The sequence below is a fragment of the Bordetella sp. genome, from assembly GCF_051960075.1.
Classification (GTDB): domain Bacteria; phylum Pseudomonadota; class Gammaproteobacteria; order Burkholderiales; family Burkholderiaceae_B; genus Bordetella.
On sequence record NZ_JBQCER010000002.1, the window covers coordinates 1 to 13,890 of the forward strand.

At 65.0% G+C, this 13,890-nt stretch carries 10 protein-coding genes; 8 read left to right on the forward strand and 2 right to left on the reverse strand.

Going from position 1 to position 13,890, the window contains the following annotated elements; genetic code table 11:
- Both ACTHJ1_RS00075 and pcaF read left to right on the forward strand, forming a co-directional pair.
- A partial coding sequence (locus ACTHJ1_RS00075) for a chloride channel protein (RefSeq protein WP_440186168.1) occupies positions 1 to 812 on the forward strand: 812 nt, incomplete at its 5' end.
- A 96-nt stretch (positions 813 to 908) separates the two neighbouring features.
- Entirely contained in the window at positions 909 to 2,114 is a 1,206-nt protein-coding gene (gene pcaF, locus ACTHJ1_RS00080; RefSeq protein ID WP_440186170.1) for a 3-oxoadipyl-CoA thiolase, read from the forward strand.
- 94 nt (positions 2,115 to 2,208) lie between these two features.
- On the opposite strand, the gene ACTHJ1_RS00085 is transcribed toward pcaF, so the two are convergent.
- Both ACTHJ1_RS00085 and ACTHJ1_RS00090 read right to left on the reverse strand, forming a co-directional pair.
- On the reverse strand, positions 2,209 to 2,676 hold the full coding sequence (locus ACTHJ1_RS00085) for a DUF192 domain-containing protein (RefSeq protein WP_440186172.1): 468 nt from the start codon (positions 2,674 to 2,676) through the stop codon (positions 2,209 to 2,211).
- 72 nt (positions 2,677 to 2,748) lie between these two features.
- Complete coding sequence (locus ACTHJ1_RS00090) at positions 2,749 to 2,988, reverse strand: cold-shock protein (RefSeq protein ID WP_019939802.1); 240 nt, start codon at positions 2,986 to 2,988, stop codon at positions 2,749 to 2,751.
- 205 nt (positions 2,989 to 3,193) lie between these two features.
- Here ACTHJ1_RS00090 and clpS point away from each other — a divergent pair, with 205 nt between their 5' ends.
- The 6 genes from clpS (at position 3,194) to putA (ending at position 13,801) form a co-directional block, all read left to right on the forward strand.
- Positions 3,194 to 3,508, forward strand: coding sequence for an ATP-dependent Clp protease adapter ClpS (gene clpS, locus ACTHJ1_RS00095; protein WP_440186174.1), 315 nt, complete (start codon positions 3,194 to 3,196; stop codon positions 3,506 to 3,508).
- A gap of 303 nt (positions 3,509 to 3,811) precedes the next feature.
- A complete protein-coding gene (gene clpA, locus ACTHJ1_RS00100; protein WP_440186176.1) occupies positions 3,812 to 6,121 on the forward strand; it encodes an ATP-dependent Clp protease ATP-binding subunit ClpA in 2,310 nt (769 codons plus the stop codon).
- 87 nt (positions 6,122 to 6,208) lie between these two features.
- Positions 6,209 to 7,474, forward strand: a complete 1,266-nt coding sequence (locus ACTHJ1_RS00105) for a paraquat-inducible protein A (protein ID WP_440186246.1) — start codon at positions 6,209 to 6,211, stop codon at positions 7,472 to 7,474.
- The gene (locus tag ACTHJ1_RS00110) at positions 7,475 to 9,124 is read left to right on the forward strand and encodes a PqiB family protein (protein ID WP_440186178.1); all 1,650 of its coding nucleotides are present in this window, start codon (positions 7,475 to 7,477) and stop codon (positions 9,122 to 9,124) included. It begins immediately after the preceding gene.
- Between the two features lie 21 nt (positions 9,125 to 9,145).
- Positions 9,146 to 9,850, forward strand: coding sequence for a PqiC family protein (locus ACTHJ1_RS00115; RefSeq protein WP_440186180.1), 705 nt, complete (start codon positions 9,146 to 9,148; stop codon positions 9,848 to 9,850).
- Positions 9,851 to 9,979: 129 nt separating this feature from the next.
- Complete coding sequence (gene putA, locus ACTHJ1_RS00120; RefSeq protein ID WP_440186182.1) at positions 9,980 to 13,801, forward strand: trifunctional transcriptional regulator/proline dehydrogenase/L-glutamate gamma-semialdehyde dehydrogenase; 3,822 nt, start codon at positions 9,980 to 9,982, stop codon at positions 13,799 to 13,801.
- Positions 13,802 to 13,890 lie beyond the last annotated feature (89 nt).

The following is a 13,890-nucleotide window of genomic DNA, read 5'->3' on the forward strand; positions in this document are numbered from 1 at the left end:
CCGCCTTCAATGCGCCGCTGGCCGGCGTCGTGTTCGCCATCGAGGAGTTGGGACGCGGCATCTCGCTGCGCTGGCAGCGCCGCGTGCTGATCGCCGTTCTCACGGCGGGCTTTTTGGTCGTTGCCGTGGTCGGCAATAACCCGTATTTTGGCCGTTTCGAAGGCTCGGCCTTCGCCCACGGCATGTTGGGCTGGACGCTGCTTTGCTGCCTGATCAACGGCGTGCTGGGCGGCATTTTCGCCCGCTTGCTCGGGCGGGGCCTGACGGGCATCGTGCCGCACGCGGTGAGCGATGCGGCCCGCCGCCATCCTTACTGGATCGCGGCCGCGATGGGGCTGGTCATGGCCTGCCTTGGGGCCCTGACGGCCGGCGCCGTATACGGCACGGGCTACGATGTGGCGGCCGGCATGCTGGCCGGCCAGCCCGCGCCCGCGGCGGGCATCGGCGTGGCCAAGCTGATCGCCACCGTTGCCTCATACCGCGCCGGCATTCCCGGCGGCATCTTTACGCCGGCGCTGACGACCGGTGCGGGCATCGGCGCGCAGATCTGGCACTGGCTGGGCTCGGGCGTGGATCAGCGCGTGCTGGTGCTGCTTTCCATGGCGGCGTTTCTGGCTGCGGCCACTCAGGCGCCGCTCACGGCCAGCGTGGTCGTGATGGAAATGACGGGCAGCCAGCCCATGCTGTTCTGGCTGCTGGCGGCGTCCCTGGGCGCATCGGTCGTCGCCAAGCAGTTCAGCCCGCATCCCTTCTACCATCTGGTAGCCGGACGCTTCCGCCGGCAGACGCTGGCCGTGGAGGACGCGGTCTGAGCCGTCGCAACCCGGCCGGCACGGTAAGATCGCGGGGTTGAGCCCATTCGGGATGAGACCCCCCTTTTACGCGATTCCGACTCGAGAGATAGACCCATGACCACGCACGCCTTCATTTGCGACGCCATCCGTACCCCCTTCGGCCGCTACGGTGGCGCTCTGTCCTCGGTGCGAGCCGATGATCTGGCCGCCATTCCCCTGAAGGCGCTCATGGCGCGCAATCCGGGCGTCAAATGGGAAGAACTCGACGACATGCTGTACGGTTGCGCCAATCAGGCCGGCGAAGACAACCGCAACGTCGCCCGCATGGCCTTGCTGCTGGCCGGCCTGCCCATCGAGGCGCCGGGCGTGACGATCAATCGCCTATGCGGTTCGGGGCTGGACGCCGTCGGCTCGGCCGCGCGCGCGATCCTCTCAGGCCAGGCGGGCCTCATGCTGGCGGGCGGCGTCGAGAGCATGAGCCGGGCCCCCTTCGTCATGGGCAAAGCCGACACTGCGTTTTCGCGCAACGCGTCGATCTACGACACCACCATCGGCTGGCGCTTCGTCAACAAGGTGCTCAAGGCGCAATACGGCGTCGATTCCATGCCCGAGACGGCCGAGAACGTCGCTACCGATTTCGGCATCAGCCGCCAGGATCAGGACAAATTCGCCCTGGCCAGCCAGGAAAAGACGGTGCGCGCGCAGCAGTCGGGCTTTTTCGATGCCGAGCTCACGCCGGTGAGCATTTCCCAAAGGAAGGGCGATCCCATCGTGGTCGTCAAAGACGAGCATCCGCGCCAGACCAGCCTTGACGCGCTGGGCAAGCTCAAGCCTGTGGTGCGCGAGGGCGGTACGGTCACGGCGGGCAACGCATCGGGCGTGAACGACGGCGCCGCGGCGCTGTTGCTGGCCGACGAGAAGGCCGCAGCCCGCCATGGACTGACGCCGCGCGCCCGCGTGGTGGGCATGGCCACGGCCGGCGTTGCGCCGCGCATCATGGGCATGGGGCCCGAACCGGCCACGCGCAAAGTGTTGGCGCAGACTGGACTCACGCTGGGCCAGCTCGACGTGATCGAGCTGAACGAGGCGTTCGCCGCTCAGGGCCTGGCGGTGCTGCGACAGTTGGGCATCGCGGACGACGATCCGCGCGTCAATCCCAACGGCGGCGCTATTGCCTTGGGCCATCCGCTGGGCGCCAGCGGCGCTCGACTGGCCACCACCGCCGTCAATCAGCTGCACGCCACGGGCGGCCGTTACGCGCTATGCACGATGTGCATCGGCGTGGGGCAGGGGATCGCCGTGATTCTCGAGCGGGTCTGATTTTTCTATCGCTCGTTCAGCCGTGAAAGAACCGCCGCCAAGGGTATTCCGGTGGCGGTTTTTTTCTTGAATCAACAACGATAAGCACCCGCAATCAAGGCAGATGCTCGATCTTGTCCCCGGCCTTGATTCCCTTTGCGTTAAACCAGCCCTGCGCCATTTCCAGTGCATAGCGGACCGGTTTGAGCGAGCAATGGCTGTCGTCGGTTTCGGCGGCCATGTCTTCGATGTTGACGACGGTGCCGTCGTCGGCGATGAATGCAATGGACAGGGGCAGCGGCGTGTTGTGCATCCAGAAGCACTGCCTGTCGGGCGCCTGGAAGACGAACAGCATGCCGTCGTTGCCGGGGAGGCTGGAGCGGAACATCAGGCCGCGTTCGCGTTCGCTTTCGGTGCTGGCGACCTCGGCGTGGATCACCTGAATGCCCGCGTTCAGGTCGACGACGGGGAGCGAGGCTTGCGGCCCGCTCTGGGCCTGGGCGGCGGCAAAGCACGCCGCGAGCAGCACGGCGGACAGCAGGCCTGCGGCCCGATAATGGCGAGGCTTGGCGAAGAACGGCATGTAAGGCGGATTCGAAAGTCGCAAATAGAAAAGGCGAGGGGGACGCCCTCGCCTTGCATGATACTTGGAAGATCAGGCCGCGGTGATGTTCAGCGCCTGCTTGCCCTTGGGCCCCTGGATGATTTCGAATGAAACCTTTTGGCCTTCTTTCAGGGTTTTAAAGCCATTCATCTGGATGGATGAAAAGTGGGCGAACAGGTCCTCACCGCCGTCATCGGGCGTGATGAAGCCAAAACCTTTCGCGTCATTGAACCACTTGACGGTACCGGTGGCTTTGGGATTGTTCCCCGGGACAGCGGATGTATCAGACATGCGGACTGCCTCTTTGTATCGTATGTTGAACTGAAAGTTCGGCAAGTTGCCGCATTTTCCCGGCGTCAAGTCTGACGTACCCGTTAGTTGGCCGGCAAGTCCCCGAATAAATTGATAATGCTTTGATTTTCTTTCAATAGTCAAGTATGGAAACCGCGTATGTCTGTGTGTAAATCTCGGTAATCCGACTAAAATCTGCAGTCTTATGAGCTCCACATTGGATACCCAGCAGGGCCAGGCCGTAAAAACGGCGCCGGCCAAGGCCGCCCCACCGCCCATGTACCAGGTGGTTCTGCTAAACGACGACTACACGCCGATGGAATTCGTGGTCAACGTGCTGCAGAAATTTTTCGGCAAGAATCACGAAGACGCCACCCGCATCATGCTTGCCGTGCACAACGAAGGCCGTGGCGTCTGCGGCATCTATCCGCGCGATGTGGCCGCCACGCGCATCGCCCAGGTTTCGCAGTACGCGCGTGCGCGTCAGCATCCGCTGCAGTGCGTGATGGAGCCCGCCTAGCGGGTTTGCCGCCGACGCGCTCGGTCCGTAGACCATGCGGGCCGGCCCGGCCGGCGCGGCGCCATAAAGGCAGAAAACCCGGGTAATCCGCTCGGTCTTGTTCCGATAGGCGCGCGTGGCCTGCGGTATGCTGCTTCGAACATGACATGCCTTGATGCTTATTCATGACAAACCGAAGGGAAATCCCCCGATGCGGCGTGTCGATAGGCATAGAATAGGTAGTGTCATAGGTAGTAGTGCGCGTCGTCGCGTGCTTCTTTCGTTAAGCGTTTGGTAAGACCTGCGGCAAGACCCGGAGGAAGCGTGATTTCCCAAGAACTTGAAGTCAGCCTGCACATGGCGTTCGTCGAGGCGCGCTCGGCCCGCCATGAATTCATCACGGTAGAGCATCTGCTGCTGTCGTTGCTGGACAACGCGTCGGCAATCGAGGTGCTCAAGGCCTGTGCCGCCAATCTGGATGACCTGCGCCGCAATCTGCGCCAGTTCGTTTCCGAGAACACGCCCGTCATTCCCAGCGGCGCGGAAGTCGACACCCAGCCCACGTTGGGCTTTCAGCGCGTGATTCAGCGCGCCATCATGCATGTGTCGGCCGGCGGTACCGGCAAGAAGCCTGTCACCGGCGCCAATGTGCTGGTCGCCATCTTCGGCGAGAAGGATTCCCACGCCGTCTACTATCTGCAACAGCAGGGCGTCACGCGACTGGACGTGGTCAATTTCCTGTCGCACGGCATTACCAAGCAATCGCAGGAAGAGCCGGCACCGCAAAAGGAACAGCAATCCGGCGGTCCCGACGAACCGGGCGGCGAGAGCCGCCAGTCGCCGCTGGATCAGTACGCCACCGATCTGAACGCGTCGGCCCTGGCCGGCCGCATCGATCCGCTCATCGGCCGCGAACAGGAGGTCGAGCGCGTGATCCAGGTGCTGTGCCGCCGCCGCAAGAATAATCCGCTCCTGGTGGGCGAGGCCGGCGTGGGCAAGACCGCCATTGCCGAAGGTCTGGCCTGGCGCATTACGCGCGGCGAAGTGCCCGACGTGCTGCAGTCCGCGCAGGTCTACGCGCTGGATATGGGTGCGCTGCTGGCCGGCACCAAATACCGCGGCGACTTCGAGCAGCGCCTCAAGGGCGTGCTCAAGCAGCTGCGCGGCAACACCGACGCGATCCTATTCATCGACGAAATCCACACGCTGATCGGTGCGGGCTCGGCCTCGGGCGGTACGCTCGATGCATCCAATCTGCTCAAGCCCGCGCTGTCCTCGGGCCAGCTCAAGTGCATCGGCGCCACCACCTACACCGAATACCGCGGCGTGTTCGAGAAAGACTCCGCCCTGTCGCGCCGATTCCAGAAGATCGACGTGCCCGAGCCCAGCGTCGAACAGACCATACAGATCCTGCGCGGCCTGAAGACGCGCTTCGAAGAGCACCACAGCGTGCGTTACTCCGCGGCAGCGCTGACCGCCGCGGCCGAGTTGTCGGCGCGCTACATCAACGAGCGCTTCCTGCCCGACAAGGCCATCGACGTCATCGACGAGGCGGGCGCCGCGCAGCGCCTGCTGGCCGCGTCCAAGCGCAAGAAAGTCATCGGCAAGGCCGAGATCGAGACCATCGTCTCCAAGATCGCGCGTATTCCGCCGCAGTCGGTGTCGCACGACGACCGCAGCAAGCTCGCGACGCTCGAGCGCGACCTCAAGACGGTGGTGTTCGGCCAGGACACGGCGATCGAAGCCCTGGCAGGCGCCATCAAAATGGCGCGCTCCGGCCTGGGCAAGCCCGACAAGCCCATCGGCGCCTTCCTCTTCTCCGGCCCCACCGGCGTGGGCAAGACCGAAGTGGCCAAGCAACTGGCCTTCACGCTGGGCGTGGAGCTGCTGCGCTTCGACATGTCCGAATACATGGAACGCCATGCCGTGTCGCGCCTGATCGGCGCGCCGCCGGGATACGTCGGCTTCGACCAGGGCGGCCTGCTTACCGAGGCCATCACCAAACAGCCTCACTGCGTGCTGCTGCTCGACGAAATCGAGAAGGCGCATCCCGATATCTTCAACATTCTGCTGCAGGTCATGGATCACGGCACGTTGACGGACAACAACGGGCGCAAGGCAGACTTCCGCAACGTCATCATCATCATGACGACCAATGCGGGCGCCGAAATGCTCAACCGTCCGACCATCGGTTTTTCCAACACCCGCGCAGCGGGCGACGAGATGGCCGAGATCAAGCGCATGTTCACGCCGGAATTCCGCAATCGGCTTGACGCCATCATTGCCTTTGCCGCGCTTACGCGCGACATCATCCTGCGCGTGGTCGACAAGTTCCTCATGGAACTCGAAGACCAGCTGCACCAGCGCCGCGTCGAGGTCGTCTTCACCGATCGCCTGCGCGACTACCTCGCCAAGGCGGGTTTCGATCCGGTCATGGGCGCGCGTCCGATGCAACGCCTCATCCAGGACACCATCCGCCGTGCGCTAGCCGACGAACTGCTGTTCGGCAAGCTGGTCGATGGCGGTTCGGTCACCGTCGATGTCGATGAGTCGGACAAGGTCGTTCTCGATTTCGAGGACCACAAGCCCTCGGGAAGTTCAGCGCCTTCCGAGGAAGTCGCCCTGGCCGAATAGGTCCAGGACGACCGGCTTTTGAACGCCAGACCCCCGGACGCACGACGCCTGGATGGTCCGCTTACGGACGACCGGCCTCCAAGCAGCCTGCCGCTGATTGCCTGCGAACATTGCGCCAGCGTGCAGCGCCGGCTCAGTCTGCGGCGCGGCGAACTGGCGGCCTGCGAGCGTTGCGGCACGGTGCTGTGGCGCTACAGCCGCCTTACGCTGAACGACTGGCTCGCCATTGCCTTGGCGGGGTTCGTCGTATTCTGCATCGCCAACGCCTTTCCCGTAGCGCGCATCGAGGTCTATGGCGCGCAACGCAGCGCAACCTTACTCGACGCAATCGCCATTACCTGGCAGCAGCATCACTGGTCCGTGGCCATCATGACAGGAACGGCCGGTTTCGCGTTGCCGCTGCTGCAACTGCTGGCCTTGCTATGGGTGCTGGTGCCGCTGGCCCGCGGCCGGTTGCCGGCCCACAAGGCGCAGATCTGCCGCCGGCTGGGTTGGTTGCGGCCCTGGAGCATGGTGCCGGTTTTCCTGTTGGGTGCCATCGTGTCGCTGGTCAAGCTTGCTGGCTCCGTGCAGGTGCACGTGGGCTTGGGGCTGCCGGCCTTCGGCCTGCTTGCCGTGCTGCTCACCATGCTCGGCCGGCTGTCGCCCCGGGCTTTGTGGCGCCATGCCGAGACCGCCGGCCTCGCGCAGGTGCCTGAGCCCCGTTACCTTCCGGGCCATGTCCTGGCGGGCTGCCATGCCTGCGGGCTGGTGCAGGACCTTGCCGAACAGCGTCCCGACGAACACGCACCGCATTGCGTGCGCTGCCATGCCGTGCTGCATCATCGCAAACCGCAATCGCTGGCGCGCACGTGGGCGCTGATGCTCACCGCGGCGATTCTCTACATACCGGCCAACGTCTTGCCGGTCATGCACATCGCCTCGGTCACGGGCGACAGCGGCCACACGATTCTGGGCGGCGTGGTCGAACTCTGGCATGGTGGCGCCTGGGACATCGCGCTCATCGTATTCGTGGCCAGCGTGGTCGTTCCGATGACCAAGCTGCTGGCGCTGCTGCTGCTGGTTCTGCGGGCGCAGCGGGGCGATGTCGGCGGATTGCGTTCGCGCACGCGGATGTACGAGATGGTCGAAATCATCGGGCAGTGGTCCATGCTCGATGTGTTCGTGGTGATTTTGCTGTCGGCGCTGGCGAATTTTCCCGGCCTGATGCGCATCAGCGCCGACCTCGGCGCGGCGGCCTTCGGCCTGGTGGTGGTGCTGACCATGCTGGCCGCCATGAGCTTCGATCCGCGTCGCGCCTGGGACGCAGCGCATACTAACGGCGTATTGACGCACATGAAGGAGTCGCATTGAATGGTTGACCAGACGCCGCCCTCGGACAAACCCGCCGTGCGTTCCGTCGATGTGCGCAAATCCCGCAGTCGCATCTCCTGGATATGGCTCGTGCCGCTGGTGGCGGCCCTGGCCGGACTGTCGATGGTGGTGCACGCCTGGATGCAGTCCGGGCCCGACATCACCATTCAGTTCGATACCGCAGAAGGGCTGGTCGCAGGCCAGACCCAGGTGCGTTACAAGGACGTGGTGATCGGCACGGTGCAACGCATTTACTTCACCCACGATCGCAGCAAAGTGATGGTCGAGGCCGCGCTCAACAAAGACGCCTCCGACATCGCGCGCGAAGGCACCCGGTTCTGGGTGGTGCGGCCGCGTCTCGGCTTCAGCGGGGTGTCCGGCCTGGGCACCTTGTTGTCGGGCGCCTACATCGACGTGGACGTACCCAAGAACGCCAAGGCGACCGAGCAGGATGATTTCGTCGGCCTGGAGACGCCGCCGCCCATCACGCACGATCGGGCCGGCAAGATATTTACGCTCAAGGCCGAGAACCTGGGTTCGCTGGACGTCGGTTCGCCGGTTTACTTTCGGCGCATAAGCGTGGGCCGCGTGGTGGGCTACCGGCTCGAACCATCGGGCGCTGCGGTAGACGTCGATATCTTCGTCGATGCCCCCAACGACCGTTTCGTAACCGACAAGACGCGCTTCTGGAACGCCAGCGGCGTGGACGTATCGGTCAACGGCGACGGGGTGAAAATGCGCACCGAGTCGCTGGTGTCGCTGTTGTTGGGCGGCGTCGCTTTCGATACGCCGATCGATGGCGGTCACGACCAGCTGGCCGAAGCGAACACGCAATTCAAGCTGTACGACAGCAAATCCGAGGCGGAGTCGGTGCCGCGCGGTTTCGCCTACCCCGTGCAGATGCGCTTCGATCAGTCGGTGCGCGGTCTGACGGTGGGCGCGGCGGTCGAATTCCAGGGCATCGTGCTGGGCAAGGTCACGGCCATCGATATCGACTACGACATGAAGAGGCGCCATTTGTACACGGTGGTCGATGCAACCCTGTATCCCGAGCTGCTCGGACACGTGCTCGACAACATCGAAAAGCGGTTCAGCGACGGCAAACAGGCCTCGGCCGACAGGATGCTGGCGGCGATGATCCGCTACGGCATGCGCGCGCAGCTACGCCCGTCCAATCTGCTCAGCGGCCAGCTTTATGTCGCGATCGACAACTTCCCCAATGCGCCGCCCGTATCGTTCGTCCACACCGATCCGCCCCTCATCCCGACGGTGCCAGGCCAGCTCGACCAGTTGCAGGAGCAGGTGGGCAATATTCTGGACAAGCTCGACAAGGTGCCGTTCGATCAGATCGGCACGGCCCTGCGCGACACCTTGAACAGCACCTCGCGCCTGATGACGCAGCTCGACAAGCAGGTCGCGCCGCAGGCGCGCGGCGTGCTCAGCCAGGCACAGGCCTCCCTGCAGTCGCTCAACCAATTGCTCAGCCCCGATGCGCCGCTGCCGAGCGACACGCAGAGCGCCATGGCGCAGATCGACAGGGCAGCCCGGTCGTTGCGCGCGCTGACCGATTATTTACAGACCCACCCCGAAGCCTTGTTGCGCGGCCGCGGTCCGGATCCCATTCCGGGCGCGGGCCCCTCGAAGCACTGACGAGAGACGATGAGTCGAACCATGATCAAGGCAGAAATCAATCCAGGACTATCGCCGAGTGTGCTCGCCCGTCGCGCGCGCAAGCGGGTGTTGGTCTCGGCGCTGGCGGTTCTGGCCGTCCTGTCCGGCTGTGCCGGCTCGCCGCCGGTGCGTTATTACACGCTGACAGCGCCCGAACGGGCGGTCGAGGCAGCGCCCGCGGCGCCTGCCGATTACGCCATCGACGATGCGCCGGTGTCCCTTCCGGCCCAGGCGGATCTGCCGCAGCTCATGCTGCGCAGCGGTTCAGGCGAGCTTACCGCCCAGTATTCCGACCGCTGGAGCGGGCCTTTGCCCAGCGAACTGCGCAACGCGCTGTCCATGGCACTGACTCGTCAGTTGCAGGTGCCCGACGTGCGACGGCTGGCGCCGTCCCCCGGCCTGCCCGTGTGGCGGGTGCAAGTGGACGTGCAGCGTTTCGATGCGTCCACTGCCGGGCCGGCGGTGATCGATGCGACCTGGCGGGTGAGGCCCCTGCAGGGAACGGGCGCGACCCTGCTGTGTCGCACCCGGGTGGAGACACCCGTGGGCATGCCGGCCGGTAGCACCGATCTGGAACCGGTGGTCGTCGCCGAGCAAAAAGCTGTCGCTCTGTTGGGGTTGACCATTGCCTCGGCGGTGCAGTCGCAGGGGAGCAGGGCGGTGGCAGCGTCATCAATGGTAGATATGCTGCAGTGCACACATTGAATTCTGCGGGTAAATAACCGGGGTCAGATAAGGAATACTGACATCAATTAAGGGGTTAACCCTATTTATTAATAGGTGCAACCTTTTTAAGATGGCGAGTATTCCTCACTGTATCGGTTGTTATCTGTCATGGCCAATATCACTCTGGGTGTCAAAGTAGACGACACGCTTCGCGACCGGCTCAAAGCCGCGGCACAGAAACTCAACTGCACGCCGCACTGGCTGCATAAGCAGGCGCTGGCAGCCTATATCGAGAAAATCGAACGCGGCCAATTGCCGCCCGAAATGGCTTATTTCTCGCAGGAAAAGCCCGAAGGCGAGGCCGGCGAGGGAGAGAGCGACCAGGCCGCGCCGCCGTTCTTCGAATTCGGACAGGACGTGCAGCCGCAGTCGGTGCTGCGGGCGGCCATTACCGCCGCCTACCGCCGGCCGGAGCCGGAATGCGTGCCGTTGCTGCTCGGCCAGGCGCGCATCGCCAATCCGGAAAAGATCCGTGCCATGGCCGCCAGCCTGGTCCAGACGCTGCGCAGCAAGCGCACGGGCGGCGGCGTCGAAGGCCTGCTGCAGGAGTTCTCGCTGTCCAGCCAGGAGGGCGTGGCCCTGATGTGCCTGGCCGAAGCGCTGCTGCGCATTCCCGATCGTGCCACGCGCGACGTGCTCATCCGCGACAAAATCGCCCGCGGCGACTGGAAGTCGCACACGGGCGGCCGTCAATCGATGTTCGTCAACGCGGCCACCTGGGGCCTGATGATCACGGGCAAGCTGGTCGCGGTCAACAGCGAGCAGGGTCTCTCCTCTGCGCTCACGCGCCTGATCGGCAAGGGCGGCGAACCGCTCATCCGCCAGGGCGTGAATATGGCCATGCGCATGATGGGCGAGCAGTTCGTCTCGGGCCAGACCATCGCCGAGGCGCTGGCCAACAACCGCAAACTCGAAGCCCAGGGCTTTCGCCACTCTTATGACATGCTGGGCGAGGCGGCACTGACCCAGGAAGACGCCGACCGCTACTACGCCGACTACGAGCAGGCCATCCATGCCATCGGCAAGTCGGCCGCCGGCCGCGGCATCTACGAGGGCCCGGGCATCTCGATCAAGCTGTCGGCGCTGCACCCGCGCTACTCGCGCGCGCAGCGCGAGCGGGTCATGCAGCAGCTGCTGCCGCGCATGCTGGCGCTGGCCGTGCTGGCGCGCAGCTACGACATCGGCTTGAACATCGATGCCGAAGAAGCCGACCGTCTCGAGCTCTCGCTCGATCTGCTCGAGGCCTTGTGCCATGCGCCGCAGCTCGACGGCTGGAACGGCATCGGTTTCGTCATTCAGGCCTACCAGAAGCGCGCGCCTTATGTCATCGACTACGTCATCGATCTGGCGCGCCGCAGTCATCACCGCCTGATGGTTCGCCTGGTCAAGGGCGCCTACTGGGACAGCGAAATCAAGCGCGCCCAGATCGATGGCCTGGAGGGCTACCCGGTCTACACGCGCAAGGTCTACACCGACGTGGCCTATCTGGCTTGCGCGCGCAAGCTGCTCGGCGCGCCGGATGCGATCTATCCGCAGTTCGCCACGCATAACGCCTACACGCTCTCGGCCATCTACCAATTGGCCGGTCAAAACTACTACGCCGGCCAATACGAATTCCAATGCCTGCACGGCATGGGCGAATCCCTTTACGAAGAGGTCGTCGGCCCGGTGGCGCAGGGCAAACTCAACCGGCCCTGCCGCATCTACGCGCCGGTCGGCACCCACGAAACCCTGCTGGCCTACCTGGTGCGCCGCCTTCTGGAAAACGGTGCCAACACGTCTTTCGTCAACTTGATCGGCGACGACTCGATTCCGGTGGAGCAACTGGTGACCGATCCGGTCGAAGCGGCTTCGCGCATCGTGCCCCTGGGCGCGCCGCACGAGAAAATCCCGCTGCCGCGCGAGCTCTACGGCTCGGTCGATGCCGGCGCGCGCCTGAATTCCGCGGGCCTGGACCTGAGCAACGAACATCGTCTGGGCTCGCTCGCCGCCGCCCTGCTGACCAGCTCTGCTGTCGAATGGCGTGCCGCGCCCATGCTCGACGACGCCCGCGCCTGGGACGAATCGCGCGCTGCCGACGTGCGCAACCCTGCCGACCATCGCGACCGGGTGGGGCAGGTCATCGAGGCCACGCCCGAAGAGGCCGACATCGCCCTGCGGGCCGCGACCAAGACGGCGCCGATCTGGCACGCCACGCCGGTGGCCGAACGCGCCGGCTGCCTGTTGCGCGCGGCGCAGCTGCTGGAAGAACGCATGCAGAGCCTGCTGGGCCTGATCGTGCGCGAAGCCGGCAAGTCGCTGCCCAACGCCGTTGCCGAGGTGCGTGAAGCCGTCGACTTCCTGCGCTATTACGCAGCGCAGGTGCAGCGCGAATTCAGCAACGACACGCACAGGCCGCTGGGCACGGTGCTGTGCATCAGCCCCTGGAATTTCCCCCTGGCCATCTTCACGGGTCAGGTGGCGGCGGCGCTGGCCGCGGGCAATGCGGTCATCGCCAAACCGGCCGAGCAGACACCCTTGATCGCGGCGCAGATGGTCGCCATCCTGCGCGAAGCCGGCGTGCCGGCCGGCGCGGTGCAGTTGCTGCCCGGACGCGGCGAAACCGTGGGCGCCGCGCTGGTCGCGAGCGAAGCCGTGCACGGCGTGATGTTCACCGGTTCGACCGAGGTGGCGCGCCTTATCGCACGCACGCTGGCCGATCGACTCGATTCAGACGGCCACGTCATTCCCCTGATCGCCGAGACCGGCGGACAGAACGCGATGATCGTCGACTCGTCGGCGCTGGCCGAGCAGGTCGTGATCGACGTGCTCAACTCGGCTTACGATTCGGCGGGTCAGCGCTGCTCGGCGCTGCGCGTGCTGTGCCTGCAGGAAGACTGCGCCGATCACGTCCTGGCCATGCTCAAAGGCGCCATGCGCGAACTGCGCGTGAGCAATCCCGACATGCTCAGCACCGATGTCGGTCCGGTCATCGACGCGCAGGCCGCTCACGTCATCCGTCAGCATATCGACGCCATGCGCGCCGCGGGTCACGCGGTCTCGCAGATCGACCTGGACGATCGCTGCCGTCACGGCACCTTCGTGCCGCCTACGCTCATCGAGATCGACAGCCTGGAAGAACTGCAGCGCGAGGTCTTCGGCCCCGTCCTGCACGTCATGCGCTATCGGCGCGACGGCCTGGATGCGCTGCTCGATCAGATCAACGGCACCGGCTACGGCCTGACCTTCGGCGTGCATACCCGCATCGACGAAACCGTGCACCACGTCACCGAGCGTGTGCACGCGGGAAATTTGTACGTCAACCGCAACGTGGTCGGCGCGGTGGTGGGCGTTCAGCCCTTCGGCGGCGAAGGCTTGTCGGGCACCGGCCCCAAGGCAGGCGGCCCGCTGTATCTGTACCGCCTGCTCTCGATGCGCCCGGCGGCCGTGGCCGCCAATCTGGAAAGCGCCGCGCGCAGCGAGAACGGCGTCGTGCTGGCCGGCCCGACGGGCGAGCTCAATACCTATCGCCTGTCTCCGCGCGGTCGTGTGCTGGGCATCGCGGCCACGCAGGCCGGTGCGCAGGCGCAGTGGCAGGCCTCGCAGGCCACCGGCAACGACTTGCTGCTGCTCGATACGCCTGAGGCCCGCGCATGGCACAAGGCGCAGGGCAAGCAGACCAAGGGCGTGTCCGTCACGCTGCTGGCCGATGGCGATGTCGACGGCGCCGCTTTCGAAGCCGTGCTGTTCGAAGGCGACAGCGACGCGCTGCGCGTCTGGAATCGCCGCATGGCGACGCGACCGGGCGCCATCGTCTCGGTGCAGGGCCTGAGCTCCGACGCCGTGGCGGGCGGGGCGGGGTATGCGACCGAACGACTCTATGTCGAGAAATCGCTGAGCATCAACACGGCGGCGGCGGGCGGCAATGCGAGCCTGATGACTATCGGCTGATCGTTTCGCGACGCGTCCGCGCACTGCAAGAGGCCGTTCATTGCGAACGGCCTTTTTTCTATGCGCGGCCTCGGTTTGCCGGGCGTTCG

Bases quoted from the DNA above. Each gene is read 5' to 3' on its own strand.
- ACTHJ1_RS00110 (WP_440186178.1), top strand. From the start codon at position 7,475: ATGGTTGACCAGACGCCGCCCTCGGACAAACCCGCCGTGCGTTCCGTC.
- ACTHJ1_RS00085 (WP_440186172.1), bottom strand. From the start codon at position 2,676: ATGCCGTTCTTCGCCAAGCCTCGCCATTATCGGGCCGCAGGCCTGCTG.
- ACTHJ1_RS00090 (WP_019939802.1), bottom strand. From the start codon at position 2,988: ATGTCTGATACATCCGCTGTCCCGGGGAACAATCCCAAAGCCACCGGT.
- putA (WP_440186182.1), top strand. From the start codon at position 9,980: ATGGCCAATATCACTCTGGGTGTCAAAGTAGACGACACGCTTCGCGAC.
- clpS (WP_440186174.1), top strand. From the start codon at position 3,194: ATGAGCTCCACATTGGATACCCAGCAGGGCCAGGCCGTAAAAACGGCG.
- pcaF (WP_440186170.1), top strand. From the start codon at position 909: ATGACCACGCACGCCTTCATTTGCGACGCCATCCGTACCCCCTTCGGC.
- ACTHJ1_RS00115 (WP_440186180.1), top strand. From the start codon at position 9,146: ATGATCAAGGCAGAAATCAATCCAGGACTATCGCCGAGTGTGCTCGCC.